The 26,319-nt window shown below is 69.8% G+C and carries 24 protein-coding genes; 19 read left to right on the forward strand and 5 right to left on the reverse strand.

Annotated features, from left to right (window positions below; translation table 11 throughout):
• Positions 1 to 338 precede the first annotated feature (338 nt).
• Complete coding sequence (locus ACO2TI_RS06260; protein WP_423282819.1) at positions 339 to 1,541, forward strand: GNAT family N-acetyltransferase; 1,203 nt, start codon at positions 339 to 341, stop codon at positions 1,539 to 1,541.
• Between the two features lie 155 nt (positions 1,542 to 1,696).
• Entirely contained in the window at positions 1,697 to 2,881 is a 1,185-nt protein-coding gene (locus ACO2TI_RS06265; protein WP_423282821.1) for an acyltransferase family protein, read from the forward strand.
• A gap of 21 nt (positions 2,882 to 2,902) precedes the next feature.
• Here ACO2TI_RS06265 and galE read toward each other — a convergent pair whose 3' ends face one another.
• The 3 genes from galE to ACO2TI_RS06280 all read right to left on the reverse strand — a co-directional run bounded on the left by galE (position 2,903) and on the right by ACO2TI_RS06280 (position 6,702).
• On the reverse strand, positions 2,903 to 3,916 hold the full coding sequence (gene galE / locus ACO2TI_RS06270) for a UDP-glucose 4-epimerase GalE (RefSeq protein WP_423282823.1): 1,014 nt from the start codon (positions 3,914 to 3,916) through the stop codon (positions 2,903 to 2,905).
• 5 nt (positions 3,917 to 3,921) lie between these two features.
• Positions 3,922 to 5,244, reverse strand: a complete 1,323-nt coding sequence (locus tag ACO2TI_RS06275; protein ID WP_423282824.1) for a hypothetical protein — start codon at positions 5,242 to 5,244, stop codon at positions 3,922 to 3,924.
• Positions 5,245 to 5,307: 63 nt separating this feature from the next.
• On the reverse strand, positions 5,308 to 6,702 hold the full coding sequence (locus ACO2TI_RS06280) for an undecaprenyl-phosphate glucose phosphotransferase (protein ID WP_423282826.1): 1,395 nt from the start codon (positions 6,700 to 6,702) through the stop codon (positions 5,308 to 5,310).
• A gap of 179 nt (positions 6,703 to 6,881) precedes the next feature.
• Between ACO2TI_RS06280 and ACO2TI_RS06285 the strand changes: the two genes are divergently transcribed.
• The 10 genes from ACO2TI_RS06285 to clsB all read left to right on the forward strand — a co-directional run bounded on the left by ACO2TI_RS06285 (position 6,882) and on the right by clsB (position 17,257).
• Positions 6,882 to 7,397: a hypothetical protein gene (locus ACO2TI_RS06285; protein ID WP_423282828.1), complete on the forward strand. Its 516-nt coding sequence runs from the start codon at positions 6,882 to 6,884 to the stop codon at positions 7,395 to 7,397.
• Positions 7,394 to 8,962: a ubiquinone biosynthesis regulatory protein kinase UbiB gene (gene ubiB / locus ACO2TI_RS06290; RefSeq protein WP_423282830.1), complete on the forward strand. Its 1,569-nt coding sequence runs from the start codon at positions 7,394 to 7,396 to the stop codon at positions 8,960 to 8,962. The genes ACO2TI_RS06285 and ubiB overlap by 4 nt, the downstream gene beginning before the upstream one ends.
• Before the next feature lie 105 nt (positions 8,963 to 9,067).
• Positions 9,068 to 10,531 (forward strand): sodium:solute symporter family protein, encoded by a 1,464-nt coding sequence (locus ACO2TI_RS06295; protein ID WP_423282831.1) that lies wholly within the window; start codon positions 9,068 to 9,070, stop codon positions 10,529 to 10,531.
• Positions 10,532 to 10,619: 88 nt separating this feature from the next.
• Entirely contained in the window at positions 10,620 to 10,955 is a 336-nt protein-coding gene (locus tag ACO2TI_RS06300) for an FmdB family zinc ribbon protein (RefSeq protein WP_423282833.1), read from the forward strand.
• 7 nt (positions 10,956 to 10,962) lie between these two features.
• A complete protein-coding gene (locus tag ACO2TI_RS06305; protein WP_423282835.1) occupies positions 10,963 to 11,613 on the forward strand; it encodes a DUF502 domain-containing protein in 651 nt (216 codons plus the stop codon).
• An 84-nt stretch (positions 11,614 to 11,697) separates the two neighbouring features.
• A complete protein-coding gene (aspS, locus tag ACO2TI_RS06310; protein WP_423282836.1) occupies positions 11,698 to 13,488 on the forward strand; it encodes an aspartate--tRNA ligase in 1,791 nt (596 codons plus the stop codon).
• Positions 13,489 to 13,501: 13 nt separating this feature from the next.
• Positions 13,502 to 14,623: a 3-deoxy-7-phosphoheptulonate synthase gene (locus tag ACO2TI_RS06315; protein WP_423282837.1), complete on the forward strand. Its 1,122-nt coding sequence runs from the start codon at positions 13,502 to 13,504 to the stop codon at positions 14,621 to 14,623.
• A 40-nt stretch (positions 14,624 to 14,663) separates the two neighbouring features.
• Positions 14,664 to 15,146, forward strand: a complete 483-nt coding sequence (gene nudB, locus ACO2TI_RS06320) for a dihydroneopterin triphosphate diphosphatase (protein ID WP_423282838.1) — start codon at positions 14,664 to 14,666, stop codon at positions 15,144 to 15,146.
• Positions 15,143 to 15,946, forward strand: coding sequence for an endonuclease/exonuclease/phosphatase family protein (locus ACO2TI_RS06325; protein ID WP_423282839.1), 804 nt, complete (start codon positions 15,143 to 15,145; stop codon positions 15,944 to 15,946). Before nudB ends, ACO2TI_RS06325 begins: the two co-directional genes overlap by 4 nt.
• Positions 15,947 to 17,257: a cardiolipin synthase ClsB gene (gene clsB, locus ACO2TI_RS06330; RefSeq protein ID WP_423282840.1), complete on the forward strand. Its 1,311-nt coding sequence runs from the start codon at positions 15,947 to 15,949 to the stop codon at positions 17,255 to 17,257.
• Between the two features lies 1 nt (position 17,258).
• On the opposite strand, the gene ACO2TI_RS06335 is transcribed toward clsB, so the two are convergent.
• Positions 17,259 to 17,651, reverse strand: coding sequence for a DUF805 domain-containing protein (locus tag ACO2TI_RS06335; protein WP_423282841.1), 393 nt, complete (start codon positions 17,649 to 17,651; stop codon positions 17,259 to 17,261).
• A 23-nt stretch (positions 17,652 to 17,674) separates the two neighbouring features.
• Here ACO2TI_RS06335 and ACO2TI_RS06340 point away from each other — a divergent pair, with 23 nt between their 5' ends.
• A complete protein-coding gene (locus ACO2TI_RS06340; RefSeq protein WP_423282843.1) occupies positions 17,675 to 18,718 on the forward strand; it encodes a ligase-associated DNA damage response exonuclease in 1,044 nt (347 codons plus the stop codon).
• A gap of 1 nt (position 18,719) precedes the next feature.
• Here the strand turns inward: ACO2TI_RS06340 and ACO2TI_RS06345 are convergent, their stop codons facing one another.
• On the reverse strand, positions 18,720 to 19,199 hold the full coding sequence (locus ACO2TI_RS06345; protein ID WP_423282845.1) for a copper chaperone PCu(A)C: 480 nt from the start codon (positions 19,197 to 19,199) through the stop codon (positions 18,720 to 18,722).
• 39 nt (positions 19,200 to 19,238) lie between these two features.
• Here ACO2TI_RS06345 and ACO2TI_RS06350 point away from each other — a divergent pair, with 39 nt between their 5' ends.
• The 6 genes from ACO2TI_RS06350 (at position 19,239) to ACO2TI_RS06375 (ending at position 26,299) form a co-directional block, all read left to right on the forward strand.
• Positions 19,239 to 20,981, forward strand: coding sequence for an ATP-dependent DNA ligase (locus ACO2TI_RS06350; RefSeq protein WP_423282846.1), 1,743 nt, complete (start codon positions 19,239 to 19,241; stop codon positions 20,979 to 20,981).
• Between the two features lie 66 nt (positions 20,982 to 21,047).
• Positions 21,048 to 21,791 carry a GTP cyclohydrolase I gene (gene folE, locus ACO2TI_RS06355; RefSeq protein ID WP_423282848.1) on the forward strand — a complete coding sequence of 248 codons (744 nt, stop codon included), beginning with the start codon at positions 21,048 to 21,050 and terminating at the stop codon, positions 21,789 to 21,791.
• Between the two features lie 13 nt (positions 21,792 to 21,804).
• Positions 21,805 to 22,233 (forward strand): BLUF domain-containing protein, encoded by a 429-nt coding sequence (locus tag ACO2TI_RS06360; RefSeq protein ID WP_423282849.1) that lies wholly within the window; start codon positions 21,805 to 21,807, stop codon positions 22,231 to 22,233.
• A gap of 138 nt (positions 22,234 to 22,371) precedes the next feature.
• A complete protein-coding gene (locus ACO2TI_RS06365) occupies positions 22,372 to 23,655 on the forward strand; it encodes a PQQ-dependent sugar dehydrogenase (RefSeq protein WP_423282851.1) in 1,284 nt (427 codons plus the stop codon).
• A gap of 10 nt (positions 23,656 to 23,665) precedes the next feature.
• Entirely contained in the window at positions 23,666 to 23,974 is a 309-nt protein-coding gene (locus ACO2TI_RS06370; RefSeq protein WP_423282852.1) for a c-type cytochrome, read from the forward strand.
• Between the two features lie 120 nt (positions 23,975 to 24,094).
• Positions 24,095 to 26,299 (forward strand): TonB-dependent receptor family protein, encoded by a 2,205-nt coding sequence (locus tag ACO2TI_RS06375; protein ID WP_423282853.1) that lies wholly within the window; start codon positions 24,095 to 24,097, stop codon positions 26,297 to 26,299.
• Positions 26,300 to 26,319: the final 20 nt, after the last annotated feature.

The following is a 26,319-nucleotide window of genomic DNA, read 5'->3' on the forward strand; positions in this document are numbered from 1 at the left end:
TAGGCACCGAAGACAACTTGTCTTTCGGGAGCGAAGACTACGGGCGGCCGGAGCGGCCGCCGTAAACGAACGCCGCGCTTCGTTACGGGATGTTTGGCGGGCTTTGCATGCCTTCACAGAGGCCCAGTCGGTCGCGTCCTCCCCCATGTTCAAGGGGAACCAATCGATGGAATTGCCGCGGCAGAGGCGTCGCTGGTTGCAATCGGTTGCAGTTGACCCCCGCCATGAGGCCCGCATGTGGGCGCTTGCGACGGCGACGTGAGGCGGATAGCGTGATGCTTTCGGTCGGGGCGCAGGCCCCGGCGCCACTCATTGCCTTGCCCGTGACGACTGCCGCCATGCCCCTGTCGCTGCCCGACGCAACCGGCGTCGAGTTCCGCTGCGCGACATCGCCCGAAGAGCTCGGGCCCCTGCTCGGCTACTACCGCAGCGCGCAGTCGCATGTCGAGGCCGATGTCGACGCCATCGGCCACGCCGCGGCAGCCGGCGAATCCGGCCAGCCGTGGTTCATGGCGATGCTGCGCAACGGTAGCCCGGTCGCGATGCTGGCCGGTCACGTTGCCGAAACCGAGTTTCGCTGGCGCATCGGCTACCTGCGCTTATGGACCACGCGCTCGCGCGTGCTCACCGTCGCCAACGGAGGCGTCGTCGGCGAGCCGGACCCCGGTGCGTCCAGCCTCCTCTGGCGCGAATGCCTGCGCCGTTTGCCGGCACGGGGCGCCGACGTCGTCAAGCTGACCCACCTGTCCACTGGCTCGAGCTTCTATCGAGCCGTCTCGACCGAGCCCGGATGGCTCGCGCGCGACCCGTTCATCGTGCCGCACATCCACTACCGGCTGGACCTGCCCGAGTCTTTCGAGGCCTATCTCGCGCAGCGCAGCGACGCCAGCAAGCGCGACATCAAGCGCACGCTGAGTCGCTTTCGCAAGAAGTACGACGGGCAGTTCGACGTCGTCTGCTACCGCGACGCGCAACAGGTCGACGAGGCCATGCAGGCGGTCGAAAGCGTGGCGCGGCTGAGCTACCAGCGCACGCTGGGCGTCGGGTTCAAACCGACCCCGCACACGCGTGCGTGGTGGCTGGCCGCCGCCGAGCGCGGCTGGCTGCGGGTCTATGTGCTGCGGGTGCGCGGTGTGCCCTGCGCTTACGTCGCCGGCCACGCCTATGGCGGCACGTTCTTCGGCGAAACCACCGCCTTCGATCCACAGTACCGCGACGACCGCGTCGGCATCTACGTCTGGATCCAGTTGATCGAGTCGCTGTGCGCCTCGCGTGACGCGACGAGGATCGACTTCGGCAGCGGCGACGCGGAGTACAAGCGCCGCCTGTCCAGCGAGGTGATCGACGAATCGGACGTCTACCTCTTCGTGCCGAGCCTGAAGGGCGCCTACCTGCGCCTGATGAGACTGGCCACGGTCGGCCTGCACAACGGCGGCCGCAAGCTGCTGGCGCGCTTCGGCCTCGTCGACTGGGTCAAGACGCGCTGGCGCCGGCGCATGGCTCCGGCCGCCGACCAAGGCGCGGCACCGGCGCCCGACTGACCCGCAGGGCGCGCCACCGGCATCCGGCTCGCTGAGCCACGGGATTGCGATCCCTGATTCGATCCGTTACACCGACAACGGTCGCGGTCCCGGTCGTGTGCTCGGCACAGACCTCACAGTGCCGCCCGTCCTCAGACGCCGCGTGCCTCAGCATCATGAGCATCGTCCTGCCCCCCGCTTCACTGTCGCAGCCCAGCGCCGCTTCGCTTCCCCGCCGCAGCGGGGGCGGCAGCTCGGGCGAGGAGTACCTTCCCGCGCTCGACGGACTGCGGGCGGTGTCGATCCTGCTGGTCGTGTTCTCGCACCTCGGGCTCGAACGCATCGTGCCGGGCAACCTGGGCGTGACCATCTTCTTCTTCATCTCGGGCTTCATCATCACGCGCATGCTGCTGCGCGAAGCCCAGGCGCGCGACGACATCTCGCTGCCCGCGTTCTACACGCGGCGCGTGTTCCGGCTGGCGCCGGCGCTGTTCGTCTACCTCGCGCTCACCGTCGCGGCTTTCGCTGCGCTCGGCAATCCGATCCCTGGTCGCGACGTCGTCGCTGCGCTGCTGTACTTCGCGAACTATTACCACATCTACTTCAACTGGGGCGACCAAACCGTCGAACAGCCGTTGTCGATCATGTGGTCGCTTGCGGTCGAGGAGCACTTCTACATCCTGTTCCCGTTCATCGTGCTGCTGCTGCGCCGGCGTCTGAAGCTGCTGCTGGGCGTGCTGGTCGGCGTGTGCGTGGTTGCGCTGGCGTGGCGCTTCGCGGTCGTGAGCGCGATCGGCATCGAGCAGCTCAACACAATCCGCACGTCCGAGGCCACCGACACGCGAATCGATTCCATCGCCTACGGCTGTCTGGTGGCCGTGTTCCTGGCGGTCTCGAACGCCACCAACTCCGCGGCGGCGGCCAGGATCGTGCGGGGCCTGGGGTCGTGGCCGATGGTGATCGTCGGCGGTGCGGGCCTGATGCTTTTCTCGCTGCTGTACCGCGACCCGACGTTCCGCGAGACCTGGCGCTATTCGATCCAGGGGCTCGCGCTGATCCCGGTGTTTGCGCACCTGTTCGCCAGGCCGCCCAGCGGGCTGCTCAACGCGGCGCTGACGCAGCCGCTGATGGTCTACTGCGGCAAGATCAGCTACTCGCTCTACCTCTATCACTGGTTCGCGGTGTCGGTCGTGCGCGAAGCCTTCCCGAACGACAGCTGGCCGCAGGTGGCGCTGATCGCGGTGCCGATGATGCTCGCCCTGTCGATGGCGTCGTACCACTTTGTCGAGCGGCCGATGCGCCGCACCGGCCACCGGCTCGCGCAGCGGTTTGTCGCGCCCGCCCAGGCCGCGCCCGCCTGAGCGCGGGCTTCGGCCCGCCCGTCAGGCGTAGCCCTGCGGGTTCTTCGACTGCCAGCGCCAGGAGTCTTCGCACATCGCCGCCAGGTCGCGGCGCGCGCGCCAGCCCAGCAGGCGTGCGGCGAGGCCGACATCGGCATAGCAGGCGGCCACGTCGCCGGGGCGCCGCGGCGCGATGTCGTAGGGCACGCGCCGGCCGCTGGCGCGCTCGTAGGCGCGCACGACCTCCAGCACGCTGTGGCCGCGGCCCGTGCCGAGGTTCACCGTCATCGAGTCGGCACCGTCGAGCAGCCGACGCAGCGCCGCGACGTGGCCTTCGGCGAGATCCATGACGTGCACGTAGTCGCGCACGCCGGTGCCGTCGGGCGTCGGGTAATCGCCGCCGAACACCTGCAGCCGCTCGCGGCGGCCGATCGCGACCTGGGCCACGTAGGGCATCAGGTTGTTCGGGGTGCCGCGCGGGTCTTCGCCGATGTCGCCGCTTTCGTGCGCGCCGACGGGGTTGAAGTAGCGCAGGTAGGCGATGCGCCAGCGCGGGTCGCAGCGCTCGAGCTCGCGCAGCAACTGTTCGCCGTGCAGCTTGGTCAGCCCGTAGGGGTTGGCCGTGGACAGCGGCGCGCTCTCGGGGATCGGCAGCGCCTCGGGCGTGCCGTACACCGTGGCCGACGAGCTGAACACGAAGCAATGCACGCCATTGGCCTGCAGCGCCTGAGCGGTCGAGATCAGGCCGCCCAGGTTGTTGCGGAAGTAGGCGAGCGGCTGCTCCATCGACTCGCCCACTGCCTTGGATGCCGCGAAATGCACCGCCGCATCGATGCGCTCGCGCGCGACCAGCGCGCTCAGCGCGGCCGTATCACCGACATCGAGCCGCTCGAACACCGGTTCGCGGCCCGAGAGCCGGGCGATGCGGGGCAGCACGGCCGGCGCGCTGTTGGAGAAGTCGTCGACGCCGACGACTTCGAATCCGGCGTCGACCAGGGCCAGCCAGGTGTGCGAGCCGATGTAGCCGGTGGCGCCGGTCAGCAGGATTTTCGTCATGCGTCCTACTGGAGGGTGAGGGCGCCGGCACAGTAGGCCGTGTTCGCCGTGTAGCCAAGGAAGGTCGAGCCCGACGTGATGATCGGGTCGCGCTTCTGGTAGCGCGCGCCGCACTCGAAGTTGATGCTGCGGGTGGCGGCGTACAGGGCCGACAGGCTGTAGGTGCGCGAGTCGGCGGTCTGGCCGCTGGCGCTGACCACCTGGCCATTCACCGTGATCGAGGTGAACTGATCGTCGAACTTGTCGCGCGCAAGAATGGCGCCGGCACGCACCTGGATCTTGGCCGTGGCATTCCAGCGCGCATTGACGGTCAGGCGATTGGTCAGGCGGCTGTCGGTCAGGTAGCTCGTTGTGTCGCCGAAGCTGCTCGAAGACGAGCCCGAACCGGTTTCGCGCGCCAGCGTGGTCGAGATGCCCAGCTTGCCGGTGGCCTGGTAGTCCCAGCGGATCTCGCCCGTGACGCCGCTGAAGTCGCGCGTGCTGTCGATCGAGTGCTCTTCAGACGTGTGGCTCAGCCGCGCGGACAAGGTGCTGAGGCCGGTCGCGAAGTAGCGTGCGGTCAGGTCGATGTCGGTGCGGTCGTACTCGTCCTTTTCGGTGACGCCGCCGACCTCACGGTACTGCGGATACTCGCCGCGCGTTTCGCGCCAGTTCAGGCCGAAGGTCCAAAGGCCGCTGGGGCGGAACTTCACACCCAGGCCGGCCTGGTCGCTGGTGCGCTCGCGGTTGGCGAAGGTGTCGGCCGAGTAGTTGATATCGAAGTGGTTGTAGGTGCCTTCGATGCTCCACAGCGAGAACAGGCCGTACTGCGCGCGCAGCGCGGCCAGCGCGACCTTTTCCTGGTTCTTGCCCGAGGTCACTTGCGTCTGCGAGCCGTAGTCTTCGAAACGCGCCAGCGTCTGCGAGAAGTTCACGCGCGCGTCGCCGGCCCAGCGCGAGGCGGCTTCCCAGTTAAGCTGCGCGCCCAGGTCGTAGCCGGTGTTGTTGAGCTGGTCGTTGTTCTTGAAGACGTTGCCGCGCACGGTGGCGATGCCGAGCAGGCGCTGGCGGCCGAGGTGCTGGTCGAGGCCCGCCGTCAGGGCCGTCGACGAAATGCCATCGCGGCGTTCGCCCAAGGACTCGGGCACGCGAAAGACGTTCGAGTCGTAGGTCAGCGTCTCCGAGACGCGCAGGTAGTAGGGGCTGGAGCTCTCGGGACCCGGCTGCAGCGGCGGCGGCAAGTTCTGCGCGCGTGCCGCGCCGGACCAGGCCGCCAGCGCGGCAACGGCCAGCGTGCCGAGCGCAAACGGTACGCCGCGGGGCGAGGTGCCAAGGGAGCGGATCGTCATCGTGGTTCTCCTCGTGCTCGTGGTGGTCGACGAAGGGCGGCGGCGCTCGCTGCAGGCTGCAGTTCAGTAGGCCTGGCGGTCCGCGAGCACCAACCAGACGGTCCGCGCGATGATCTGCAGGTCCAGTCCGAGCGACCAGTTGCGAAGGTACTCAAGGTCGTACTCGACGCGGGCCTGCATCTTCTCGATCGTCTCGGTTTCGCCACGCAGGCCGTTGACCTGCGCCCAGCCGGTGATGCCGGGTTTGACCTTGTGGCGCACCATGTAGGCGCGAATCAGCGCACGGTAAAGCTCGTTGTGCGCCACAGCATGCGGGCGCGGGCCGACGATGCTCATGCGGCCCTGCAGCACGTTGATGAACTGGGGCAGCTCGTCGAGCGAGGTGCGGCGGATGAACGCGCCGAAGCGGGTGATGCGCGGATCCCCGCGCGTCGCCTGCTTGACCACCGCGCCGTCGTCGAGCGCGCGCATCGAGCGGAACTTGTAGACGACGATCTCCTCGCCGTCGAGGCCGTTGCGGCGCTGCTTGAAGATGATCGGCCCGGGCGAGCTCAGCTTCACGCCGATGGCGATGGCCACCAGCAGCGGCGAGATCAGCACCAGGATGATGCTCGCCAGCACGATGTCGGAGATGCGTTTGGTCAGCTCGTTGGTGCCGGTGAAGGGCGTCTCGCAGATGCCGACGACCGGCACGCCGTTCACGTCCTGCAGGCGGCCCTGGATGATGCTGGCGCCGAACACGTCGGGCACGAAGAACAGCGATGCGGTGGTGCCCTGCAGCGATCCGAGCAGCTGCTGGATGCGCGGCTGCGAACCCAGCGGCAAGGTGATGTAGACCTCTCGCACGCCCTTGGTCCGCACGTAGTCGGCCACCTCGGCCAGGCCGCCGAGGCGGCGCGAGGACGCGGCGCTGTCCAGGCGGTCGTCGAGCCGGTCGTCAAAGTAGCCGACCACCTCGACGTTGGCGGTGTCCTGCTGCGTCAGCGCGCGCGCGACCTTCACGCCCAGCGGCCCGGCACCCACGACCACGGCCGTGCGACGCGCGTTGGGCTGGAGCGCGTTGTGGCGGATCACCGCGCGCCCGAGCAGCACGGCGAACCACTGCAGCAGCGGGGTCACGATGGCCCACTCGATCAGCACGTTGCGGCTGAACAGGTGCATGCTGTTGGTCGCGTAGCCGCACAGCGCCAGGATCGCCAGCAGCGACAGCCATGACAGCACGATGTCGACCGCAGCGTTGAGCGGCCGGTCCATGAAGCGATTGCGGCCGGGGAAGGTCAGCGCATAGACGAGCAGGCACAGCACCAGCTCGGCGCGCGTGATCGGCGGATCGAGCGACTGCGTCGCGAACAGCAGCGCGCCCGCGGTGATGGTCGGCTCCAGGAACGCAGCGACCATCGAACGCACCGACTGGGGAGCGCTGTAGAACGTGCGCTTGTACTCTCGGCTCTCGAACATCTCGTGCTTGCCGGGCCGTGGCGGCCTTGTGACCTGTCGACGCTAGGTGAGGACTCGCGCCGGGGAGGGGCGAGCGTCCACTGGCGCTCCAACGACGAAAAATCATTGTGGCAGAGGGGTCGGCGAGCCCTCACCGCCCACGCGAGGGGTGTGAGACCCCCCAACCTACAATCCGCGCCATGTTTCACGAATGGACTTCAGCCGTTGCGCCCGCCTTGCACGAGCGGTTCACGTTGGCGTTGAACCACGTGCTCGCCGGCGAGCCGCGTGCCTGCGCGCGGCTGGCGCCGCATGCCGGCAAGCTGGTCGAACTGCGCCCGAGCGGCACGCCCTTGCCGGGCCTGCCCGAGCTGCCCCCGGCGCGCTGGCGCATCAGCGCAGTCGGGCTGCTCGAGCCGCTGGCGCCGACCGAGGGCGGCCCCGCCGCGCTGGTGCTCGGCTTGCCGATGGACGCGCCGCTGGCCGCTGCGCAGCGGCTGTTCTCGGGCCAGGCACCTCAGGTCAGCATCGAGGGCGACGCGCAACTTGCCGCCGATGCCGGCTGGCTGATCGAGAACCTGCGCTGGGACATGGCGGGCGACCTCGAGCGCTGGGTCGGCCCTGCGGTCGCGCACGAACTCGAGCGCGCCGGGCGCGCCGTGGCTTCCGCGCTGCGCGGCCTGGCCGCGCGTGCCGCCGGAGCCGCGCGGCAATGAGGCATCTGCTGCGGCTGGCCTACATCGGCTTCGTCTTCCTGCGCTACGGGCTCGACGAGCTCGCGCTGTCGAGCTTTCGCCAGCGCTGGCTGCGCGGGCTGGCGCGCGTGGTTGCCGTCGGACGGCGGCTCGATGCGCCGCGCGGCCAGCGCCTGCGCGAAGCGCTCGAGCGGCTGGGGCCGATCTTCGTGAAGTTCGGCCAGGTGCTGTCGACGCGGCGCGACCTGCTCGCGCCCGACATCGCCGAAGAGCTGGCCCGGCTGCAGGACCGGGTGCCGCCGTTCCCGCCCGAAACGGCGATGGCCATCATCGAGCAGGCCTTCGGCCGCCGGATCGACCAGGTATTCGCGAGCTTCGAGCGCGAGCCGGTGGCCAGTGCCTCGATCGCCCAGGTGCACTTCGCCGTGCTGCCGGGCGGGCGCGAGGTCGCCGTCAAGGTGTTGCGCCCGGGCATGCTGAGGGTGATCGAGGGCGATCTCGCGCTGCTGCGCACGGCCGCCGGCTGGGTCGACCGCTACTCGGCGGATGGCCGCCGCCTGCGTCCGCGCGAGGTGGTGGCCGAGTTCGACAAGTACCTGCACGACGAGCTCGACCTCGTGCGCGAGGCCGCCAACGCCGCGCAGCTGCGGCGCAACATGGCCGGCCTCAACCTGGTGATGGTGCCGGAGATGATCTGGGACCTGTGCACGCCGGGCGTCATCGTGATGGAGCGCATGAAGGGCGTGCCGATCAGCCAGGTCGATCGGCTGCGCGCGGCCGGCGTCGACATCCCCAAGCTGGCGCGCGACGGCGTGACGATCTTCTTCACCCAGGTGTTTCGCGACGGCTATTTCCACGCCGACATGCACCCGGGGAACATCCAGGTCAGCGTCGACGCCGCCACGTTCGGGCGCTACATCGCGCTGGACTTCGGGATCATCGGCACGCTGACCCAGGTCGACAAGGATTACCTGGCGCACAACTTCATCGCCTTCTTCCGGCGCGACTACAAGCGCGTCGCCGAGCTGCACGTGGAAAGCGGCTGGGTCCCGCCGACGACCCGCGTCGACGAGCTCGAGGCCGCCGTGCGCGCGGTGTGCGAGCCCTTCTTCGACCGACCGCTCAAGGAGATCTCGCTCGGCCAGGTGCTGCTGCGGTTGTTCCAGACCTCGCGACGCTTCAACGTCGAGATCCAGCCGCAGCTGGTGCTGCTGCAAAAGACCTTGCTCAACGTCGAGGGGCTGGGCCGCCAGCTGGACCCCGAACTGGATCTCTGGAGCACCGCCAAGCCCTTCCTCGAGCGCTGGATGAACGAGCAGATCGGCTGGCGCGCGCTGGTCGACCGCCTGCGCGACGAGGCGCCGCGCTTCGCCAAGCTGGTGCCCGAGCTGCCCCGGCTGCTGCACGACGCGCTGGCGCGCGCCGCGCACGGCGAACAAGCCGGCATCGGACAGGTGGCGGTGCTGGAGGCCATGCTGGCCGAGCAGCGCAGCCACAACCGGTTGCTGCGCGGGCTGCTGCTCGCGGTGGCAGGTTTCGTGCTTGGCGCCTTGGCGGCGCGGCTGTGGCTGCTGGGCATCGGCTGAGTGCCGGCGCCGTCATGATGCCGCCATAATCGCGCCCGCTTTCGCCGGGCGGCCGCCGTCCGGGCACGTCACCAGCTGCCAGCCGCCCTCGGGGTGCCAGGTCCCATGAACGCCACTCTCATTGCTTTCGTCGTGATCTACCTGGTCGGCACGCTGGCCATCGGCGTGTGGGCCGGCACCCGCATCAAGAACACGACCGACTTCGCGATCGCCGGACGCCGACTGCCGCTGATCATGGTGGTCACCACCACCTTCGCGACCTGGTTCGGCGCCGAGACGGTGATGGGCATCCCGGCGCGCTTCGTGCAGGGCGGTCTGAACGCCATCGTCGAAGACCCGTTCGGCGCCGGCACCTGCCTGGTGCTGGTGGGCCTGTTCTTCGCGACCAAGCTCTACAAGCAGAACCTGCTGACCATCGGCGACTTCTACCGCCAGCGCTACGGCAAGGGCGTGGAGGTGTTCTGCTCGGGCGCGATCATCCTCAGCTACCTCGGCTGGGTCGCCGCGCAGATCACCGCGCTGGGCCTCGTGTTCACGGTGCTGACCGACGGCGCGATGTCCGAGACCACCGGCATGATCGTCGGCACGCTGGCGGTGCTGATCTACGTCGTGATCGGCGGCTTCCTGGCGGTGGCCTGGACCGACTTCATCCAGATGATCGTGCTGGTGGTCGGCCTGAGCGTGATCGCCATCTTCGCGGCCGACGTGGCCGGCGGCGCCGACAAGGTGTTCGCGATGGCCGCGCAGAAGGAGCTGTGGAACTTTCTGCCGGCGCCCACCTTCACCGACATGGCCTTCTTCGTCGGCGCCGGGCTCACGATGATGCTGGGCAGCATCCCGCAGCAAGACGTCTTCCAGCGCGTGATGTCGGCCAAGGACGCCGACACCGCCCGCAACGGCGCCGTGATCGGCGGCGTGAGCTACATCCTGTTCGCCTTCGTGCCGATGTTCGTCGTCGCGGCGGCGGTCGTCTCGATGGGCGACAGCGCGATGGAGCTGGCCAAGAACGACTACCAGCGGCTGTTGCCCACCTTCGTGATGACGAAGATGCCGCTGGTGATGCAGATCCTGTTCTTCGGCGCGCTGCTGTCGGCGATCAAGAGCACCTCGTCGGCGACGCTGCTGGCGCCGTCGACCAGCTTCGTCGAAAACATCCTGAAGAACCTGCGCCCGCACATGAGCGACCGCCAGTCGCTGGTCGCGATGCGCGTGACCATCGTCGTGTTCGCGACCCTGGTGCTGCTGTACGCGATCGCGATGCGCGGCACCTCGATCTACGACCTGGTCTCGTCGGCCTATCAGGTCACCCTGGTCGGCGCCTTCGTGCCGCTGGTGATGGGCCTGTACTGGAAGCGTTCCACCACCCAAGGCGCGATCGTCTCGATCGCCGCCGGCGTGCTGACCTGGCTGGTGTTCTTCCCGCAGATCAGCTCGCTGGGCGAGGGATTCCCCGGCCAGCTGGCCGGCCTGATCGCCGGCTTCGTCGGCATGATCGCCGGCTCGCTCGCCCCGCAGGTAATGCGCAACCGCCAGGAAGCCACGCACCACGTGCCGGCCGGCACGATCTGAAGCGCCCGGCACGGGCGCCAGGCCGCGCCAACCCAGGGGCCGCGCAAGGCCTCCCTATAATCGCGGGTTCGATTTTGCAGGGGCCCACATGCCGATCTACGCCTACCGCTGCGAGTCCTGCGGTCACGCGCAGGACGTGCTCCAGAAGATGTCCGATCCGCAGCTGAGCGAGTGCCCAGCCTGCGGCGCCGCCACGTTTCGCAAGCAACTCACCGCGGCCGGCTTCCAGCTCAAGGGTTCGGGCTGGTACGTGACCGATTTCCGCAACCCAAGCGGCGGCGCGTCGGCCGCGCCGTCGGCCAAGCCCGCCGAAGCGAGCTCGAAGGCCGAGGCGCCCGCCGCGCCGGCCTCGGCGTCGTCTGCCTCGGGCGGCGAGGGCGGGTCGAGCGCCGGCGGCTGCGGCGGCTCGTGCGCCTGCCACTGAGCCGCGCGTGAAGAAGCATCTCATCGCCGGCCTGCTGGTCTGGCTGCCGCTGGCGATCACCGTCTGGGTGCTGCTGTGGTTCGTCGGCCTGCTCGACGGCGTGTTCGGCGGCCTGGCCAGCGCCGCCCAGGCCGTGCTGCCGGCCGGTGCCGAATCAACGATCGAGGCGCTGCGCAAGATTCCCGGCCTCGGCGTGCTGGTGATGGCGCTGCTGCTGCTGCTCACCGGCATGTTCGTCACCAACATCGTCGGCCAGTGGTGGCTGAGGCAGTGGAACCGGCTGCTGCACCAGATTCCGATCGTCAAGTCGATCTACAGCTCGGTCAAGCAGGTCTCCGACACGCTGTTCTCGTCGAGCGGCCAGGCGTTTCGCGAGGCCGTGCTGGTGCAGTACCCGCGCCAGGGCTCGTGGACGATCGCCTTCGTGACCGGCCGGCCTGGCGGCGAAGTGGCGCGCCACCTCGACGCCGAGACGCACCTGAGCATCTACGTTCCGACCACGCCCAACCCGACCTCGGGCTTCTTCCTGATGCTGCCGCGCGCCGAAGTCGTGCCGCTGGCGATGAGCGTGGACGAGGCGCTGAAGTACATCATCTCGATGGGCGTGGTCGCGCCGCCGCCGGCCACGGCACCGGCGCTCGCGACCGAACGAAATTGACGGGGCCCCCCGGCCCCGCCTTCGCCTCACGACGGCGGCGCTGCGCGCGCCGCCACCGAGACCCGATTCCTGGAGTGTGACCCGATGAGAACGAGCTACTGCGGCCAAGTCAGCGAAGCGCTGCTGGGCCAGACCGTGACGCTGATGGGCTGGGCCCACCGCCGCCGCGACCATGGCGGCGTGATCTTCATCGACCTGCGCGACCGCGAAGGCCTGGTGCAGATCGTCTGCGACCCCGACCGCGCCGAGACGTTCGCCACGGCCGAGGGCGTGCGCAACGAGTTCTGCCTCAAGGTGGTGGGCAAGGTGCGCCCGCGTCCGCAGGGCACCGAGAACGCCAACCTGGTCAGCGGCAAGGTCGAGGTGCTGTGCCACGAGCTCGAGGTGCTGAACCCCAGCGTCACGCCGCCTTTCCAGCTCGACGACGAGAACCTCAGCGAGACCACGCGCCTGACGCACCGCGTGCTGGACCTGCGCCGCCCGTACATGCAGAACAACCTGATGCTGCGCTACCGCGTGGCGATGGAGGTTCGCAAGTACCTCGACGAGCACGGCTTCGTCGACATCGAGACGCCGATGCTCACCAAGAGCACGCCGGAAGGCGCGCGCGACTACCTCGTGCCCAGCCGCGTGCACGACGGCATGTTCTTCGCGCTGCCGCAGTCGCCGCAGCTGTTCAAGCAGCTGCTGATGGTCGCGGGCTTCGACCGCTACTACCAGATCACCAAGTGCTTCCGCGACGAGGACCTGCGCGCCGATCGCCAGCCTGAGTTCACGCAGATCGATATCGAGACCTCCTTCCTCACCGAGCAGGAGATCCGCGACCTGACCGAAGGCATGATCCGCCACGTCTTCATGAAGGCGCTGAACGTCGACCTGGGCGACTACCCGGTGATGACGTATGCGGATGCGATGCGCCTGTACGGCTCGGACAAGCCCGACCTGCGCGTCAAGCTCGAGTTCACCGAGCTCACCGACGTGATGGCCGACGTGGACTTCAAGGTCTTCTCGACGCCCGCCACCACCAAGGGCGGTCGCGTGGTCGCGCTGCGCGTGCCCGGCGGCGGCGAGATGAGCCGCGGCGAGATCGACGGCTACACCGAGTTCGTCAAGATCTACGGCGCCAAGGGCCTGGCGTGGATCAAGGTCAACGATCTGGCCAAGGGCCGCGAAGGCCTGCAGTCGCCGATCGTCAAGAACCTGCACGACAAGGCGGTGGCCGAGGTCCTCGCGCGCACCGGCGCCAAGACCGGTGACCTGATCTTCTTCGGCGCCGACAAGGCCAAGGTGGTCAACGACGCGATCGGTGCCCTGCGCGTGAAGATCGGCCACAGCGAGTTCGGCAAGGCCCGCGGCCTGTTCGAGGACCGCTGGGCGCCGCTGTGGGTGGTCGACTTCCCGATGTTCGAGCACGACGAGGAAGAAGACCGCTGGAATGCGGTGCATCACCCGTTCACCGCGCCCAAGGATGGCCACGAGAACCTGATGGACACCGACCCCGGTGCCTGCGTCGCCAAGGCCTACGACATGGTGCTCAACGGCTGGGAGCTGGGCGGCGGCTCGGTGCGTATCCATCGCGCCGAGGTGCAGAGCAAGGTCTTCTCCGCGCTCAAGATCACGCCCGAGGACGCCAAGGTCAAGTTCGGCTTCCTGCTCGACGCGCTGCAGTACGGCGCGCCGCCGCACGGCGGCCTGGCCTTCGGCCTGGATCGCCTGGTCACGCTGATGACCAAGGCCGAGTCGATCCGCGACGTGATCGCGTTCCCGAAGACGCAGCGCGCGCAGTGCCTGCTGACCGGCGCGCCGAGCCTCGTGGACGAGAAGCAGCTGCGCGAGCTGCACATCCGCCTGCGCAATCCGCAAGCGAACGCCTGACCGGAGTCGTGAGATGAGTCCCGCCCGCATCGACGATCCGGCCCACGACCACGAAGCCGGCTCGCGCGACGCGACGCTGGACACCACGCGCATCGACGACACGCGCATCGCTGCGGTGCGCGCGCTCGTGGCGCCGGCGGTGCTGCTCGAGGAGCAGCCGGTCACCGAGGCCATCGAGCTGTTGGTCGAGCGCACGCGCGACGCCATCGCCGGCGTGCTGCACGGGCGCGACGACCGCCTCGTGGTCGTCGTCGGCCCGTGCTCGATCCACGACCACGACCAGGCGATGGACTACGCGCGCCGCCTGAAGGCCAAGGCCGACGCGCTGTCCGACGCGCTGGTGGTCGTGATGCGGGTCTACTTCGAGAAGCCGCGCACCACGGTCGGCTGGAAGGGCTACATCAACGACCCGCGCCTGGACGGGAGTTTTCGCATCAACGAAGGCCTGCGCCGCGCGCGCCAGCTGCTGCTGGACATCTCGGCGCTCGGCCTGCCGGCCGGCACCGAGTTCCTCGACCTGCTGTCACCGCAATACCTGGCCGACCTGATCGCCTGGGGCGCGATCGGCGCGCGCACCACCGAGAGCCAGAGCCACCGCCAGCTCGCCTCGGGCCTGTCGTGCCCGATCGGGTTCAAGAACGGCACCGACGGCGGCGTGCAGATCGCCGCCGACGCGCTGCAGGCCGCGCGCGCCTCGCACGCCTTCATGGGCATGACCAAGATGGGCGTGGCCGCGATCTTCGAGACGCGCGGCAACGACGACTGCCACGTCATCCTGCGCGGCGGCAGGGGCCCGAACTACGACGCCGAGCATGTGGAGGCCGCCTGCGCGGTGCTGCGCAAGGCCGGCCTGCGCGAGCAGGTCATGGTCGACTGCTCGCACGCCAACTCGGCCAAGCAGCACCGCCGCCAGATCGAGGTGGCCGCGGACGTCGCGCGCCGCATCGCCGCGGGCGACCGCCGCCTGATCGGCCTGATGGTCGAGAGCCACCTGCGCGAAGGCCGCCAGGACCTCGTCGCCGGCCGTGCGCTCGAGCCGGGCATTTCGATCACCGACGCCTGCCTCGGCTGGGACGACACCGTGCCGGTGCTCCAGACGCTGGCCGACGCGGTGCGCGCACGACGCGCGCGCTGAGGGCAGGAACACCGCGCGGGCGCCGGGCTATGCTCGGCGCATGACCGAGCCGACCGCGGCCGCCCGGCCCCACAAGATCCCCGAATCCGTCCTGGTGGTGATCCACACCGCCGCGCTCGACGTGCTGCTGATCGAGCGCGCCGACGCGCCCGGCTACTGGCAAAGCGTCACCGGCTCCAAGGACTCGGCCGACGAGCCGCTGCTCGAGACCTGCGTGCGCGAGGTCGCCGAGGAGACCGGCATCGCGATCGGCTCCGCCGCCGTGCCGCTGTCCGGGCTGCGCGACTGGCGGCTCGCCAACGTCTACGAGATCTACCCGCGCTGGCGCCACCGCTACGCGCCGGGCGTCACGCACAACACCGAGCACGTGTTCGGGCTGCGCGTGCCGGTGGGCACGCCGGTGACGCTCAATCCGCGCGAGCACCTGCGGCACGTGTGGCTGCCGTGGCGCGAGGCGGCCGACCGCTGCTTCTCGCCGAGCAATGCCGAGGCGGTCCTCCAATTGCCGCGCTTCGCCGCATGAACCCGCTTCACTCCAGCAACCTGCCTTCGACGCCGCGCGACGACACGCGGCTGCGCGTGGCCACCTACAACATCGCCAAGGGCGTGCGCGGCGTGGGGCCGCGCAAGCGGCTCGAGATCCACAACCTCGGCCTCGGCGTCGAGGCGCTCGACGCGGACCTCGTGTGCCTGCAGGAAGTGCGGCGCTTCCACCGCGGCGAGGCGCGCCGTTTCCAGCGCACCCATCTCGGCTGGCCCGACGCGCCGCAGGCCGACTACCTCGCGCCCGAGGGCTACGTGGCCGCTTACCGCACCAATGCCGTCACGCGCGGCGGCGAGCACGGCAACGCCTTGCTGTCGCGCTGGCCGATCGGCGAGGTGGGCCACGCCGATGTCTCCGACCACGCCTTCGAGCAGCGCGGCCTGCTGCACGTGCCGGTGAACTTCGCCTGGGGCGAGTTGCATGCCATCGTGGCCCACTTCGGGCTGATCCATGCCAGTCGCGTGCGCCAGGCCGAGCGCCTGGCGCAGTTCATCGCGCGCCACGTGCCCGCCGGCGCGCCGCTGCTGGTGGCCGGCGACTTCAACGACTGGAGCGAGAAGCTCGACCCGTTGATGGGTTCGATGCGGCTTCGCCGTGCGGTCGCGCCGGGCAGCGCGCCGGCGCGCACCTTCCCGTCGCTGGCGCCGGTGTTCGCGCTCGACCGCATCTACACGCGCGGCCTGCGCTGCGTCGACATCCAGGTGCCGCGCGGCACGATGTGGGCGCGCATGTCGGATCACCTGCCGCTGGTGGCCGAGTTCGTGCCGGCGTCGCATTGAATGAGCGGGCAGCCGGCTTCTTCCGTCCGCCGCGACCTCGCCGCCAGCCTCGACTGGTATCGCCATCCGCGCCCCGTGTTCAGCGGTGGCAACGAGGTCGTCTTGCTGCGCGGCGGCGACGCGCTGTTTCCCGAGATGGTCCAGGCGATCGGTCGCGCGCTGCGCGAGGTCTGGCTGGCGACCTACATCTTCGAGCTCGACGCTGCCGGCCAGGCCGTGATGGGCGCGCTGCGCGCGGCGGCCGCGCGCGGCGTGCGCGTGCGCGTGGTGGTCGACGGCTTCGGCTCGCAGGCCACCGTGGCGGCGCTGCAGGAGGCGATGACGCCGCAGGGCGTCGCCTTCGCGGTGTTTCGCCCGGTGTCCAGCTGGTGGTCCTGGCTGCAGCCCGGCCAGTTGCGCCGCCTGCACCAGAAGCTGTGCGTGGTCGACGGCGACGTGGCCTTCGTCGGCGGCATCAATGTCATCGACGATCGCCACGACCTGCACCACGGCTGGTCCGACGCGCCACGGCTCGACTACGCGGTGCGCCTGCGCGGCCCGGCGGTCGCGCCGGTCGAGCACACGGTGCGCGCGATGTGGACGCGCTCCTGGTTCGGCCACGACTGGCGCGACGAGGTGCGCGACATCGTGCGCCACCAGCGGCCGATCACGCGCATGCGAAGGCTGCTGCGCCGCGTGCGCCTCGCGCCGCCGCGTGCGCTGGTCGACACCGGGTTGCCCATGGCGGTGCTGATCCCGGTGCGCGCAGCCTTCGTCGTGCGCGACAACGTCCGCCAGCGCCGCACGATCGAGCGCGCCTACATCGACGCGCTGCAGTCGGCGCGCGAGGAGATCGACATCGTCTGCCCCTATTTCTATCCGGGGCGGGCGTTCCGGCGCGCGCTGCGCAACGCCGCCCAGCGCGGCGTGCGCGTGCGCCTGCTGCTGCAAGGGCGCGTCGACTACCGCTTCGCCGCACTGGCCGCGAGCGTGCTCTACGACGAGCTGCTCGCGCGTGGCGTGCGCATCTTCGAGTACCAGGCGGCCTTCCTGCACGCCAAGGTCGCGCGCGTGGACCGCGACTGGGCCACGATCGGCAGCTCCAACATCGATCCGCTGTCGCTGCTGGTGAACCTGGAGGCCAACGTCGTCGTGCGCGACCGCGGCTTTGTCGCGACGCTGGCGCGCGAGCTCGAGCGCGACTTCGAAGGCGCGCAGGAAGTGCTCGCGCCGCGGCCGCTGGCCGGCTGGCGCAAGTGGCTGCGCCGAGGTTTCGTGGCGTGGGTGGCGAGCGTGTACCTGCGCGTCGCCGGCGCGGCGGTGCGCTACTGAATCAGAACCGTTCGGTCAGGTCGTCGCCGAAGCGGTTCGCGCCGGCCGTGCCGCGCAGGAAGCCGTTCTCGACCAGCGCCCAGATCCAGCCGACGAGCGGAATGAAGTTGATCAGCAACCACCAGCCGGACTTGTCGCGGTCGTGCCAGCGCTTGACCGACACGGCAAACGCCGGCCATAGGATGGCCAGGTTCACCAGGACGCTGGCGGCCCATTCGTCGATGCCCAGGATCCCCAGCAACAGCGAGGCGAACACGCTGAACGCGACCAGCACGACGACGCCCCAGATCCAGTAGGTCTTGCGCGGAATGCGGCCCTTGAATCCGAACAGGATCTGAGGCACCGTCATCGGCGCGTCGAAGCGGCCTTGGGCGCCGCCGGCTGCATCGTTCATTCCAGACTCCCTCGCGTGACTTGATGTCCGACCAGCATACCCAAGGCCCACGCGAGGGCGACCTCGTGATCGCGCGTCCCGAGGGCCTGTACTGCCCGGCCGGTGACTTTTTCATCGACCCATGGCGGCCGGTGTCGCGTGCCGTGATCACGCATGCCCACGCCGACCACGCACGCGCCGGCCATGCCCACTACCTCTCCAGCGCGCAGGGCGCCGGCGTGCTGCGCGCGCGGCTGGGCGACATCCGCCTGCAGCCGCTGGCCTGGGACGAGGTCATCGAGCACCGCGGCGTGAGGCTGAGCCTGCATCCGGCCGGCCACGTGCTCGGCTCGGCGCAGGTCCGCATCGAACATGCCGCACGCGTGTGGGTCGTGTCAGGCGACTACCGCTTCGCGCCCGGCGAACCAGCCGATCCGACCTGTGCGCCGTTCCAGCCGCAGCGCTGCGACTGCTTCGTCACCGAATCGACCTTCGGCCTGCCGATCTACCGCTGGCGGCCGCAGCGCGAGGTGTTCGACGAGATCGACGCCTGGTGGGGCGCCAACGCCGCTGCCGGCCGCCCGAGCCTGCTGATGGGCTACAGCTTCGGCAAGGCGCAGCGCCTGCTGGCGGGCGTGGATGCGTCGATCGGGCCGATCGTCGTGCACCCGGCGGTCGAGCTCGTGAACCGCGCCTACCGGGAGGCCGGCATCGTGTTGCCGCCGACGCGGCTGCTCGACGATCGCACCGAGCGCGCCGCGCTCGCCGGCGCCCTGATCGTCGCGCCGCCGGCGCTTTCGGGCAGCACCTGGGCGCGCCGCCTCGACGACGCGAGCGACGCGTTCGCGAGCGGCTGGATGCAGCTGCGCGGCGCGCGGCGCCGCCAGGGCGTGGACCGCGGCTTCGTGCTCTCGGACCACGCCGACTGGCCCGGCCTGCAGGCCGCGATTGCCGCCTGCGGCGCCGAGCGCGTGATCGTGACTCACGGCTACGAAGCCGTGATGGTGCGCTGGCTGCGAGAGCAGGGGCTCGATGCGGACTCGTTGCGAACCGAGTACGGCAACGAGCAGTTCGACACTGCTCCTTGACTCAATGCTTGTGTCCGCCGTGCGGGTCGGCCGCGGCGGTCGGCTGCGCGGCGCGCTGGTTGTCGACGACGAAGTTCACCGGCATCGCCCCGGCCTTCTCGAAGCGGAGCGTCACCGCGACCTGCTCACCGTCCTTGAGCGGGCGCTTCAGGCCGACCAGCATCAGGTGCAGGCCGCCGGGCCGGAACTCGACCTTCTGGCCGGCCGGCACCGGCACGTCGTCGACCTGGCGCATGCGCGCGACGCCGCCTTCGACCTTGTGCGTGTGAAGCTCGACCGACGCGGCCGCATCGCTGCTCGCGCCGACCAGCTTGTCGGCCGCGGCGCCGCCGGTGATCGAGAGGTAGCCGGCGCCCACGGCGGGCGTCGCGCGGATCCAGGGCTGGTCGATGCGCGGCTTGCCGTCCTGCGCATGCGCGCCGGCCGCCAGCGCGAGCAGGGCCGCGATCAACGCGCGGCGCGGGAGTCGGGTGAGGCTCATGGGCGGCGATTGTAGGAAGAGGGCGCTTAACCTTGGGCAATGCGCGCCTTCGCCCGCCTGTACGCCGAGCTCGACGCCAGCACCGGCATCGACGACAAGGTCGCCGCGCTGCGCCGCTACCTGGCCGAGGCCGACGCCGAGGACGCGGCCTGGGCCGTCTATTTCCTCGCGGGCGGCAGGCCGCGCCAGGCGGTGCCAAGCGCGGTGCTGCGCCGCGCCGCCAGCGAGGCCGCCGGTATTTCCGACTGGCTGTTCGAGGCCTGCTACCAGGCCGCGGGCGACTTGGCTGAAACCATCGCGCTGGTGCTGCCGCCACCGCTGCGGCACAGCGACGCCGGCCTCGCGCACTGGGTCGTCGAACGGCTGCGGCCGTTGCGCGGCCAGCCGCCCGAGGCGCAGGCGAAGGCGCTGCGCGAGGCCTGGGACGATCTCGACGCGAGCGAGCGCTTCCTGTTCGTCAAGCTGATCGGCGGCGGCTTTCGCGTCGGCGTCAGCAAGCTGCTGGTGCAGCGTGCGCTGGCCGAGCATGCGGGCCTGGACGCCAAGCTCGTCGCGCAGCGCATGATGGGCTACACCGACATCCGCGCCACCGTCGACGCGGCGCGCTTTCGCGGCCTCGTCGCGCCGGCGCATGAAGGCAGCGCGCCTTCGGGACAGCCTTATCCGTTCTTCCTCGCGCACCCCATCGACTTGGCGCCCGGCGAGTTCGAGGCGCGGCTCGGCGCCAGCGCCGGCTGGCTCGTCGAGTGGAAGTACGACGGCGTGCGCGCCCAGCTGGTGCGCCGCGCCGGCGAGACCTGGCTGTGGACGCGCGGCGAGGAACTGGTGACCGAGCGCTTTCCCGAGCTGGCCGAAGCGGCACGCGCGCTGCCCGACGGCACCGTGCTCGACGGCGAGATCGTCGTCTGGCGCGACGGTCGCCCGGCGCCGTTTGCGCTGCTGCAGCAGCGCATCGGCCGCAAGACGCTCACGAAGAAGCTGCTGGCCGAGCTGCCGGCGCGCTTCATCGCCTACGACCTGCTGGAAAGCGACGGTGTCGACCGCCGCGGCCTGCCGCAGCGCGAGCGGCGCGCGCGTCTCGAGGCCTTGCTGGCGAGAGCCGGCGCGTCGGTGCCCGAGGCGATCGCGCTGTCTCCGCGCGTCGAGGGCGCCGACTGGGCGGCGCTGGCTGCGCTGCGCGCGCAAAGCCGCGAACGAGGCGTCGAGGGCTTCATGCTCAAGCACCAGGAGGTGGCCTACGGCGTCGGCCGGCGCAAGCAGGAAGCACTGGCCGGCGGCACCTGGTGGAAGTGGAAGATCGAGCCGATGACGGTCGACGCGGTGCTGGTCTACGCGCAGGCCGGCCACGGGCGGCGCGCGAGCGTCTACACCGACTACACCTTCGCGGTGTGGAACCGCACGCCGCGCGACGACGCCGAGGTGCAGGCGGTGCGCGAGGCGATCGGCCGCCGCGAGGCGCCGCCGGCGCCGAGCGAGGCCGAGCCGCAGCCGCTGCAGCTGGTGACCTTCGCGAAGGCCTACTCGGGGCTGACCGACGCCGAGTTCGCCCGCGTCGACCGCGCGATCCGCGCCAGCACGGTCGAGAAGTTCGGCCCGGTGCGCAGCGTCGTGCCCAGCCTCGTGCTCGAGCTGGGCTTCGAGGGCATCGCGCGCAGCCCGCGGCACAAGAGCGGCATCTCGGTGCGCTTTCCGCGCATGCTGCGCATCCGCGACGACAAGCCGCTCGCCGAGGCCGACACGCTGGCTTCGCTGGAGGCATTGCTCGGCGGCCACCGACCCTGAAGCGCAGGTGGCCTTGGGGGCCGCTGATACCATGATTGGCCCGCAGCGCGATTTCCTTTCCGTCCCATGACCGTGACCCCCCTGCCCAAGCCCGTGGCGGTTGCCGAGGCCGCGAAGGAAGACGACGTCGGCGTGCCGGTGTCGCAGCGCATCCGCGAGCGGGTGCTGGCGGCGCGGCAGCGGTTCCACGCCAACGACAACATCGCCGACTTCATCGAGCCGGGCGAGCTCGAGGCCCTGCTCGACGAGGTGGCCGGCAAGATGAGCGGCGTGCTCGACGCGCTGGTGATCGACACCGACAGCGACCACAACACCCAGGACACCGCGCGCCGCGTCGCGAAGATGTACCTCACCGAGGTGTTCAAGGGCCGCTACGTGCGCCAGCCCGCGGTGACCGAGTTCCCGAACGTCGAGCACCTCAACGAGCTGATGATCATCGGCCCGATCACCGTGCGCAGCGCCTGCTCGCACCACTTCTGCCCGATCCTGGGCCGGGTGTGGATCGGCGTGATGCCCAACGAACACTCCAACCTGATCGGCCTGTCCAAGTACGCGCGCCTGACCGAATGGATCATGAGCCGCCCGCAGATCCAGGAAGAGGCCGTGACCCAGGTCGCCGACCTGCTGCAAGACAAGATGAGCCCCGACGGGCTGGCGATCGTGATGGAGGCCGACCACTTCTGCATGCAGTGGCGCGGCGTGCGCGACCTCGACTCCAAGATGATCAACAGCGTGATGCGCGGCAGCTTCCTCAAGGACCCGAACCTGCGCCGCGAATTCCTCGCGCTGGTCAACAACAAGAAGTCGTGACCGGGAGTCCGCAATGCTCGTGCGCCTGCTCTACGCCAGCCGTGCCGCCGAGGCGGTGACGCCGGCGGTGATCGAGACCATCCTTGCCCAGTGCCGCGTGCACAACTCGGCGCACGGCATCACCGGCATCCTGTGCCACGGCGGCGACACCTTCATGCAGGTGATCGAGGGCGGGCGCGAACCCGTCAACCACCTCTACCGCAAGATCGTCTGCGACGCACGTCACCGCGACGTGGTGCTGCTCGACTACGAAGAGGTCAACGAGCGCCGCTTCGCCGGCTGGACCATGGGCCAGGTCAACCTGGCGAAGATCAACCAGTCCATCCTGCTCAAGTACAGCGAGCGCCCGGTGCTCGACCCGTTCTCCGTCTCGGGACGCGTCTCGCTGGCGCTGCTCGAGGAGCTGATCGCCACCGCGTCGATCATCGGCCGGGCGGGTTGATCCGAGGCCAAGGGTCCGATCGCCCTGGCGCTCCTGTCGTGCCCCTATTGCGCGGCGCGCCGCGCCGGTCCTAGAGTCGGATAGTTCGACCGCGCGTCGCGCGGCCGGGCGCACACCAACGACTCCAGGAGACAAGCAATGCGCAGCACCTACGTGCGTCGGGCGGTCACGCTCGTCGCGGCCGCCGCCATGGCGACCCTGGCTGGCACCACTGCAGCCCAGCAGAACATCGAGAAGCTCAAGCAGTTCAAGGTCTCGGGAACCGATCTCAACATTCCGCCCGTGCCGCAAAGCGGCAAGAACGCCGACGCGATTCGCAAGAACCTCGAGCGCGTGAAGCTGCCGCCGGGCTTTCGGATCGAGCTGTTCGCCGTGGTGCCCGACGCACGCCACATGGCGGTGGCGCCCAGCACCAACATGCTGTTCGTCGGCACGCGCAAGACCACGGTGTGGGCGGTGACCGACCGCAACTCCGACGGCGTGGCCGACGAGGTCAAGCCCTTCGCGCCGAGCCTGAACTTCAAGGTGCCCAACGGCGTCTGCTGGACGAAAGACGGCTTCCTGATCGTCGCCGAGCACAACCGCGTGCTCAACTTCCCGGCTGCCGAGTTCTTCTACGAGGGCCCGGACGTCGCGGTGATCGAGGTCGTGCCGCAGGGCAAGCTGATCCCGCCCGAGGAGGAGTCGTTCAACCATGGCGCACGCGTGTGCAGGATCGGCCCGGACGGCATGCTCTACGTGTCGCTCGGCCAGCCCTTCAACGTACCCCCGCGCGAAAAGCTCAAGCTCTACGACGAGGTCGGCATCGGCGGCATCGTGCGCATGAATGCCTTCGACGGCAGCAAGCGCGAGGTCTACGCGCGCGGCATCCGCAACTCGGTCGGCCACGATTTCAACCCCAAGGACGGCACGCTCTGGTTCACCGACAACCAGACCGACGGCATGGGCGACGACATCCCCAACGGCGAAATCAACCGCATCACCAAGGCGGGACAGTTCTTCGGCTACCCGTGGATCCAGGGCAAGACCCGCATCACCGAGAACGGCTACGACAAGGACCCGCTGCCGGCGAGCATCGTCGCCGCGCAGGTGCTCACCGAAGCGCACGCGGCCGACCTGGGCATGACGTTCTACACGGGCCGGCAGTTCCCGCAGAAGTACCAGGGCGGCATCTTCTCGGCGCAGCACGGCTCGTGGAACCGCACCAAGCCCAACGGCGCCCAGGTCCTCTTCACCTCGCTCAAGTCCGACGGCACGGCCGACAAGACCGAGGTCTTCGCCAGCGGCTGGCTCGACGGCGAGACCGGCACCTTCCGCGGCCGCCCGGTCGACGTGGCCGTGATGAAGGACGGCTCGCTGCTGATCTCGGACGACTACGCCGGCGCGATCTACCGCGTCACCTATGCGGCCGACGCGAAGTAGCCGTGCCTTCGTGCTGGCGGCGCTGCTCGCGGGCGGCGCCGCCGGCGCCTTCGCGCAGGCCGCCTCGCCGGCGGCCGGGCGCGCGAAGGCGGCGATGTGCGCCACCTGCCACGGCCCGCTCGGCCTGGCGACGGCGCCCGATGCCCCCAACCTCGCCGGCCAGCCCGAGATCTACCTCGCTGCGCAGCTGCGCGCCTACCGCAGCGGCGCGCGCCGCCACGAGGTGATGGGCGTGATCGCCAAGGGCCTGAGCGACGAGGACATCGCCAACCTCGCGGCGTGGTACGCCTCGATCAAGCTCGAGGCGCGCGAGCCCTGAGCTTGCGCTGGCTCAAGCCCGGGCTTACCCGCCCGCGCTTTGCAGATTTTCTGTAGCGGTGCGGCGTCGAGGCCTCGCTAGAGTGCTTCTCATCATCGAGAACAAGATCGAGGAGCACGCATGCGCAAAGCCCTGGGAATGGCGCTGATCGCGGGCCTGCCGGGCACGGCGGCCCTGGGCCAGGATGCCGAAGGCCCCTCCATGACCACGCTGGAGCCCGTGGTCGTCACCGGCAAGGGCTTCGAGCAGCGCGCCTTCGACACGCCGTATTCGGTGGGCATCGTCGGCGCCGAGGAGATCCGTTCTGGCGGGCCGATGGTCAACCTGTCGGAGTCGATGGCGCGCGTGCCGGGCCTCACGGTCGCCAACCGCAACAACTACGCGCAGGACCTGCAGATCAACTCGCGCGGCTTCGGCGCGCGTTCGAGCTTCGGCGTGCGCGGACTGCGGCTGTATGCCGACGGCATCCCGGCCACGATGCCCGACGGCCAGGGCCAGGTCGCGCACTTCGACCTCGCGGGCGCGCAGCGCATCGAGGTGCTGCGCGGGCCGTTCTCGGCGCTGTACGGCAACAGCTCGGGCGGCGTGATCGCGCTGGTGAGCGCGCCCACGACCGAGCGCTACGGCGAACTCGCGCTCGATGCCGGCGAGTTCGGCCTGCGCCAGGCGCGCATCACGGTGGCCGCGCCGTTCGGCGATACGCCGGGGCGCGGCTTTGACCTGCGCTTCGGCGCGAGCCACTTCACCATCGACGGCTTTCGCCCGCACAGCGGCGCTGACCGCACGCTGGCCAACCTGCGCCTGGGCTGGAGCGCAGAGGCCGACAGCGTGATCGTCGCGCTCAATTCGATCGACCAGCCGGCCGACGATCCGCTCGGGCTCAACCGCGCGCAGTTCGACGCCGACCCGTACCAGACCGCGCCGCAGGCGATCGACTTCAATACCCGCAAGATCGCGCGCCAGACCCAGCTCGGCGCGACCTGGCGCCATCGCTTCGCCGACCTCGGCGCGTTGAGCGAGAGCGCGTTGACCGGCTACTACGGCCAGCGATCGGTCACGCAGTGGCAGGCGATTCCGGTGCTCACGCAGCGCAATCCGAACCCGCCGCCCAACACCGAGCGCCACCCCGGCGGCGTGATCGATTTCGATCGCGACTACGCCGGCCTCGACGCACGGCTGATCTGGCGCTGGACGCTGGCCGGCGAACGCGGCGCGCAGCTGGTGGCTGGCCTCAACGCCGAGCGCAGCAGCGAGGACCGTCGCGGCTACGAGAACTTCATCGGCGATCCGCTCGCACCCACCGCGCAGGGCGTCACCGGCAACCTGCGCCGCGACGAGAAGAACACCGTGCGCAACACCGACGGCTACGCGCAAGGCGAGATCGAGTTCGCCAAGGGCTGGGTCGCGACGCTCGGCGTGCGCAGCGGCAAGGTGCGCTTCAATGCCGACGACCACTACATCGTCGGCCTCAACGGCGACGACTCCGGCGAGCTCGAGTACAGCTACACCAACCCGGTCGCGGCGCTGCAGTGGCGCGCGGCGCCCTCGCTCAACGTCTACGTCAGCGCCGGCCGCGGCTTCGAGTCGCCAACGTTCAATGAGCTGGCCTACCGGCCCGACGGGCAAAGCGGCTTCAACAGCGGTCTCCAGGCGCAAAAGAGCAAGCAGCTCGAAATCGGTGCGAAATGGCGCGACGACGCGCTCGGCCTGGCGCTCGATGCCGCCGTGTTCGAGGCGCGCACCGACGACGAGATCGGCGTCGCGACCAACGCCGGTGGGCGATCGACCTTCCAGAACGTCGGCCGCACGACGCGCCGCGGCGTGGAGCTCGGCGCCGGCTGGTCGATCACGAAGTCGCTGCGCGCCCAAGCGGCGCTGACCTGGTTGCGTGCGCGCTACGACGACAGCTTCGTCACCTGCACCGCTGTGCCCTGCAATGCCGCGAATCCGCAGAACCAGGCCGTGGTGCCGGCCGGCAACCGCATCGCCGGCACGTCGCCGAAGAGCGCCTATGCCGAGCTGGCCTGGCAGCCGTGGGCCGACGGCGCGGCCGAGTTCGCCGCCGAGTGGCGCGGCCAGGACCGCGTGGCGGTCAACGACCGCAACACCGACTTCGCCGGCGGCTGGGGCACGATGGCGCTGCGCGCCAGCCACGCGATCCGCTTCGGCGACAAGAGCCGGCTCGAGGGCCTCGTGCGCGTCGACAACGTGTTCGACCGCGCCTATGCCGGCAGCGTGATCGTCAACGAAGGGAACCAGCGGTTCTTCGAGGCCGGCGCGCCGCGGGCGTGGTACCTCGGGCTCAAGTGGCGGCAGGGCTTCTGATGCGGTGAGCGCGGTCGGCG

This window comes from Caldimonas sp. KR1-144 (assembly GCF_049446155.1).
GTDB lineage: Bacteria > Pseudomonadota > Gammaproteobacteria > Burkholderiales > Burkholderiaceae_C > Rivibacter.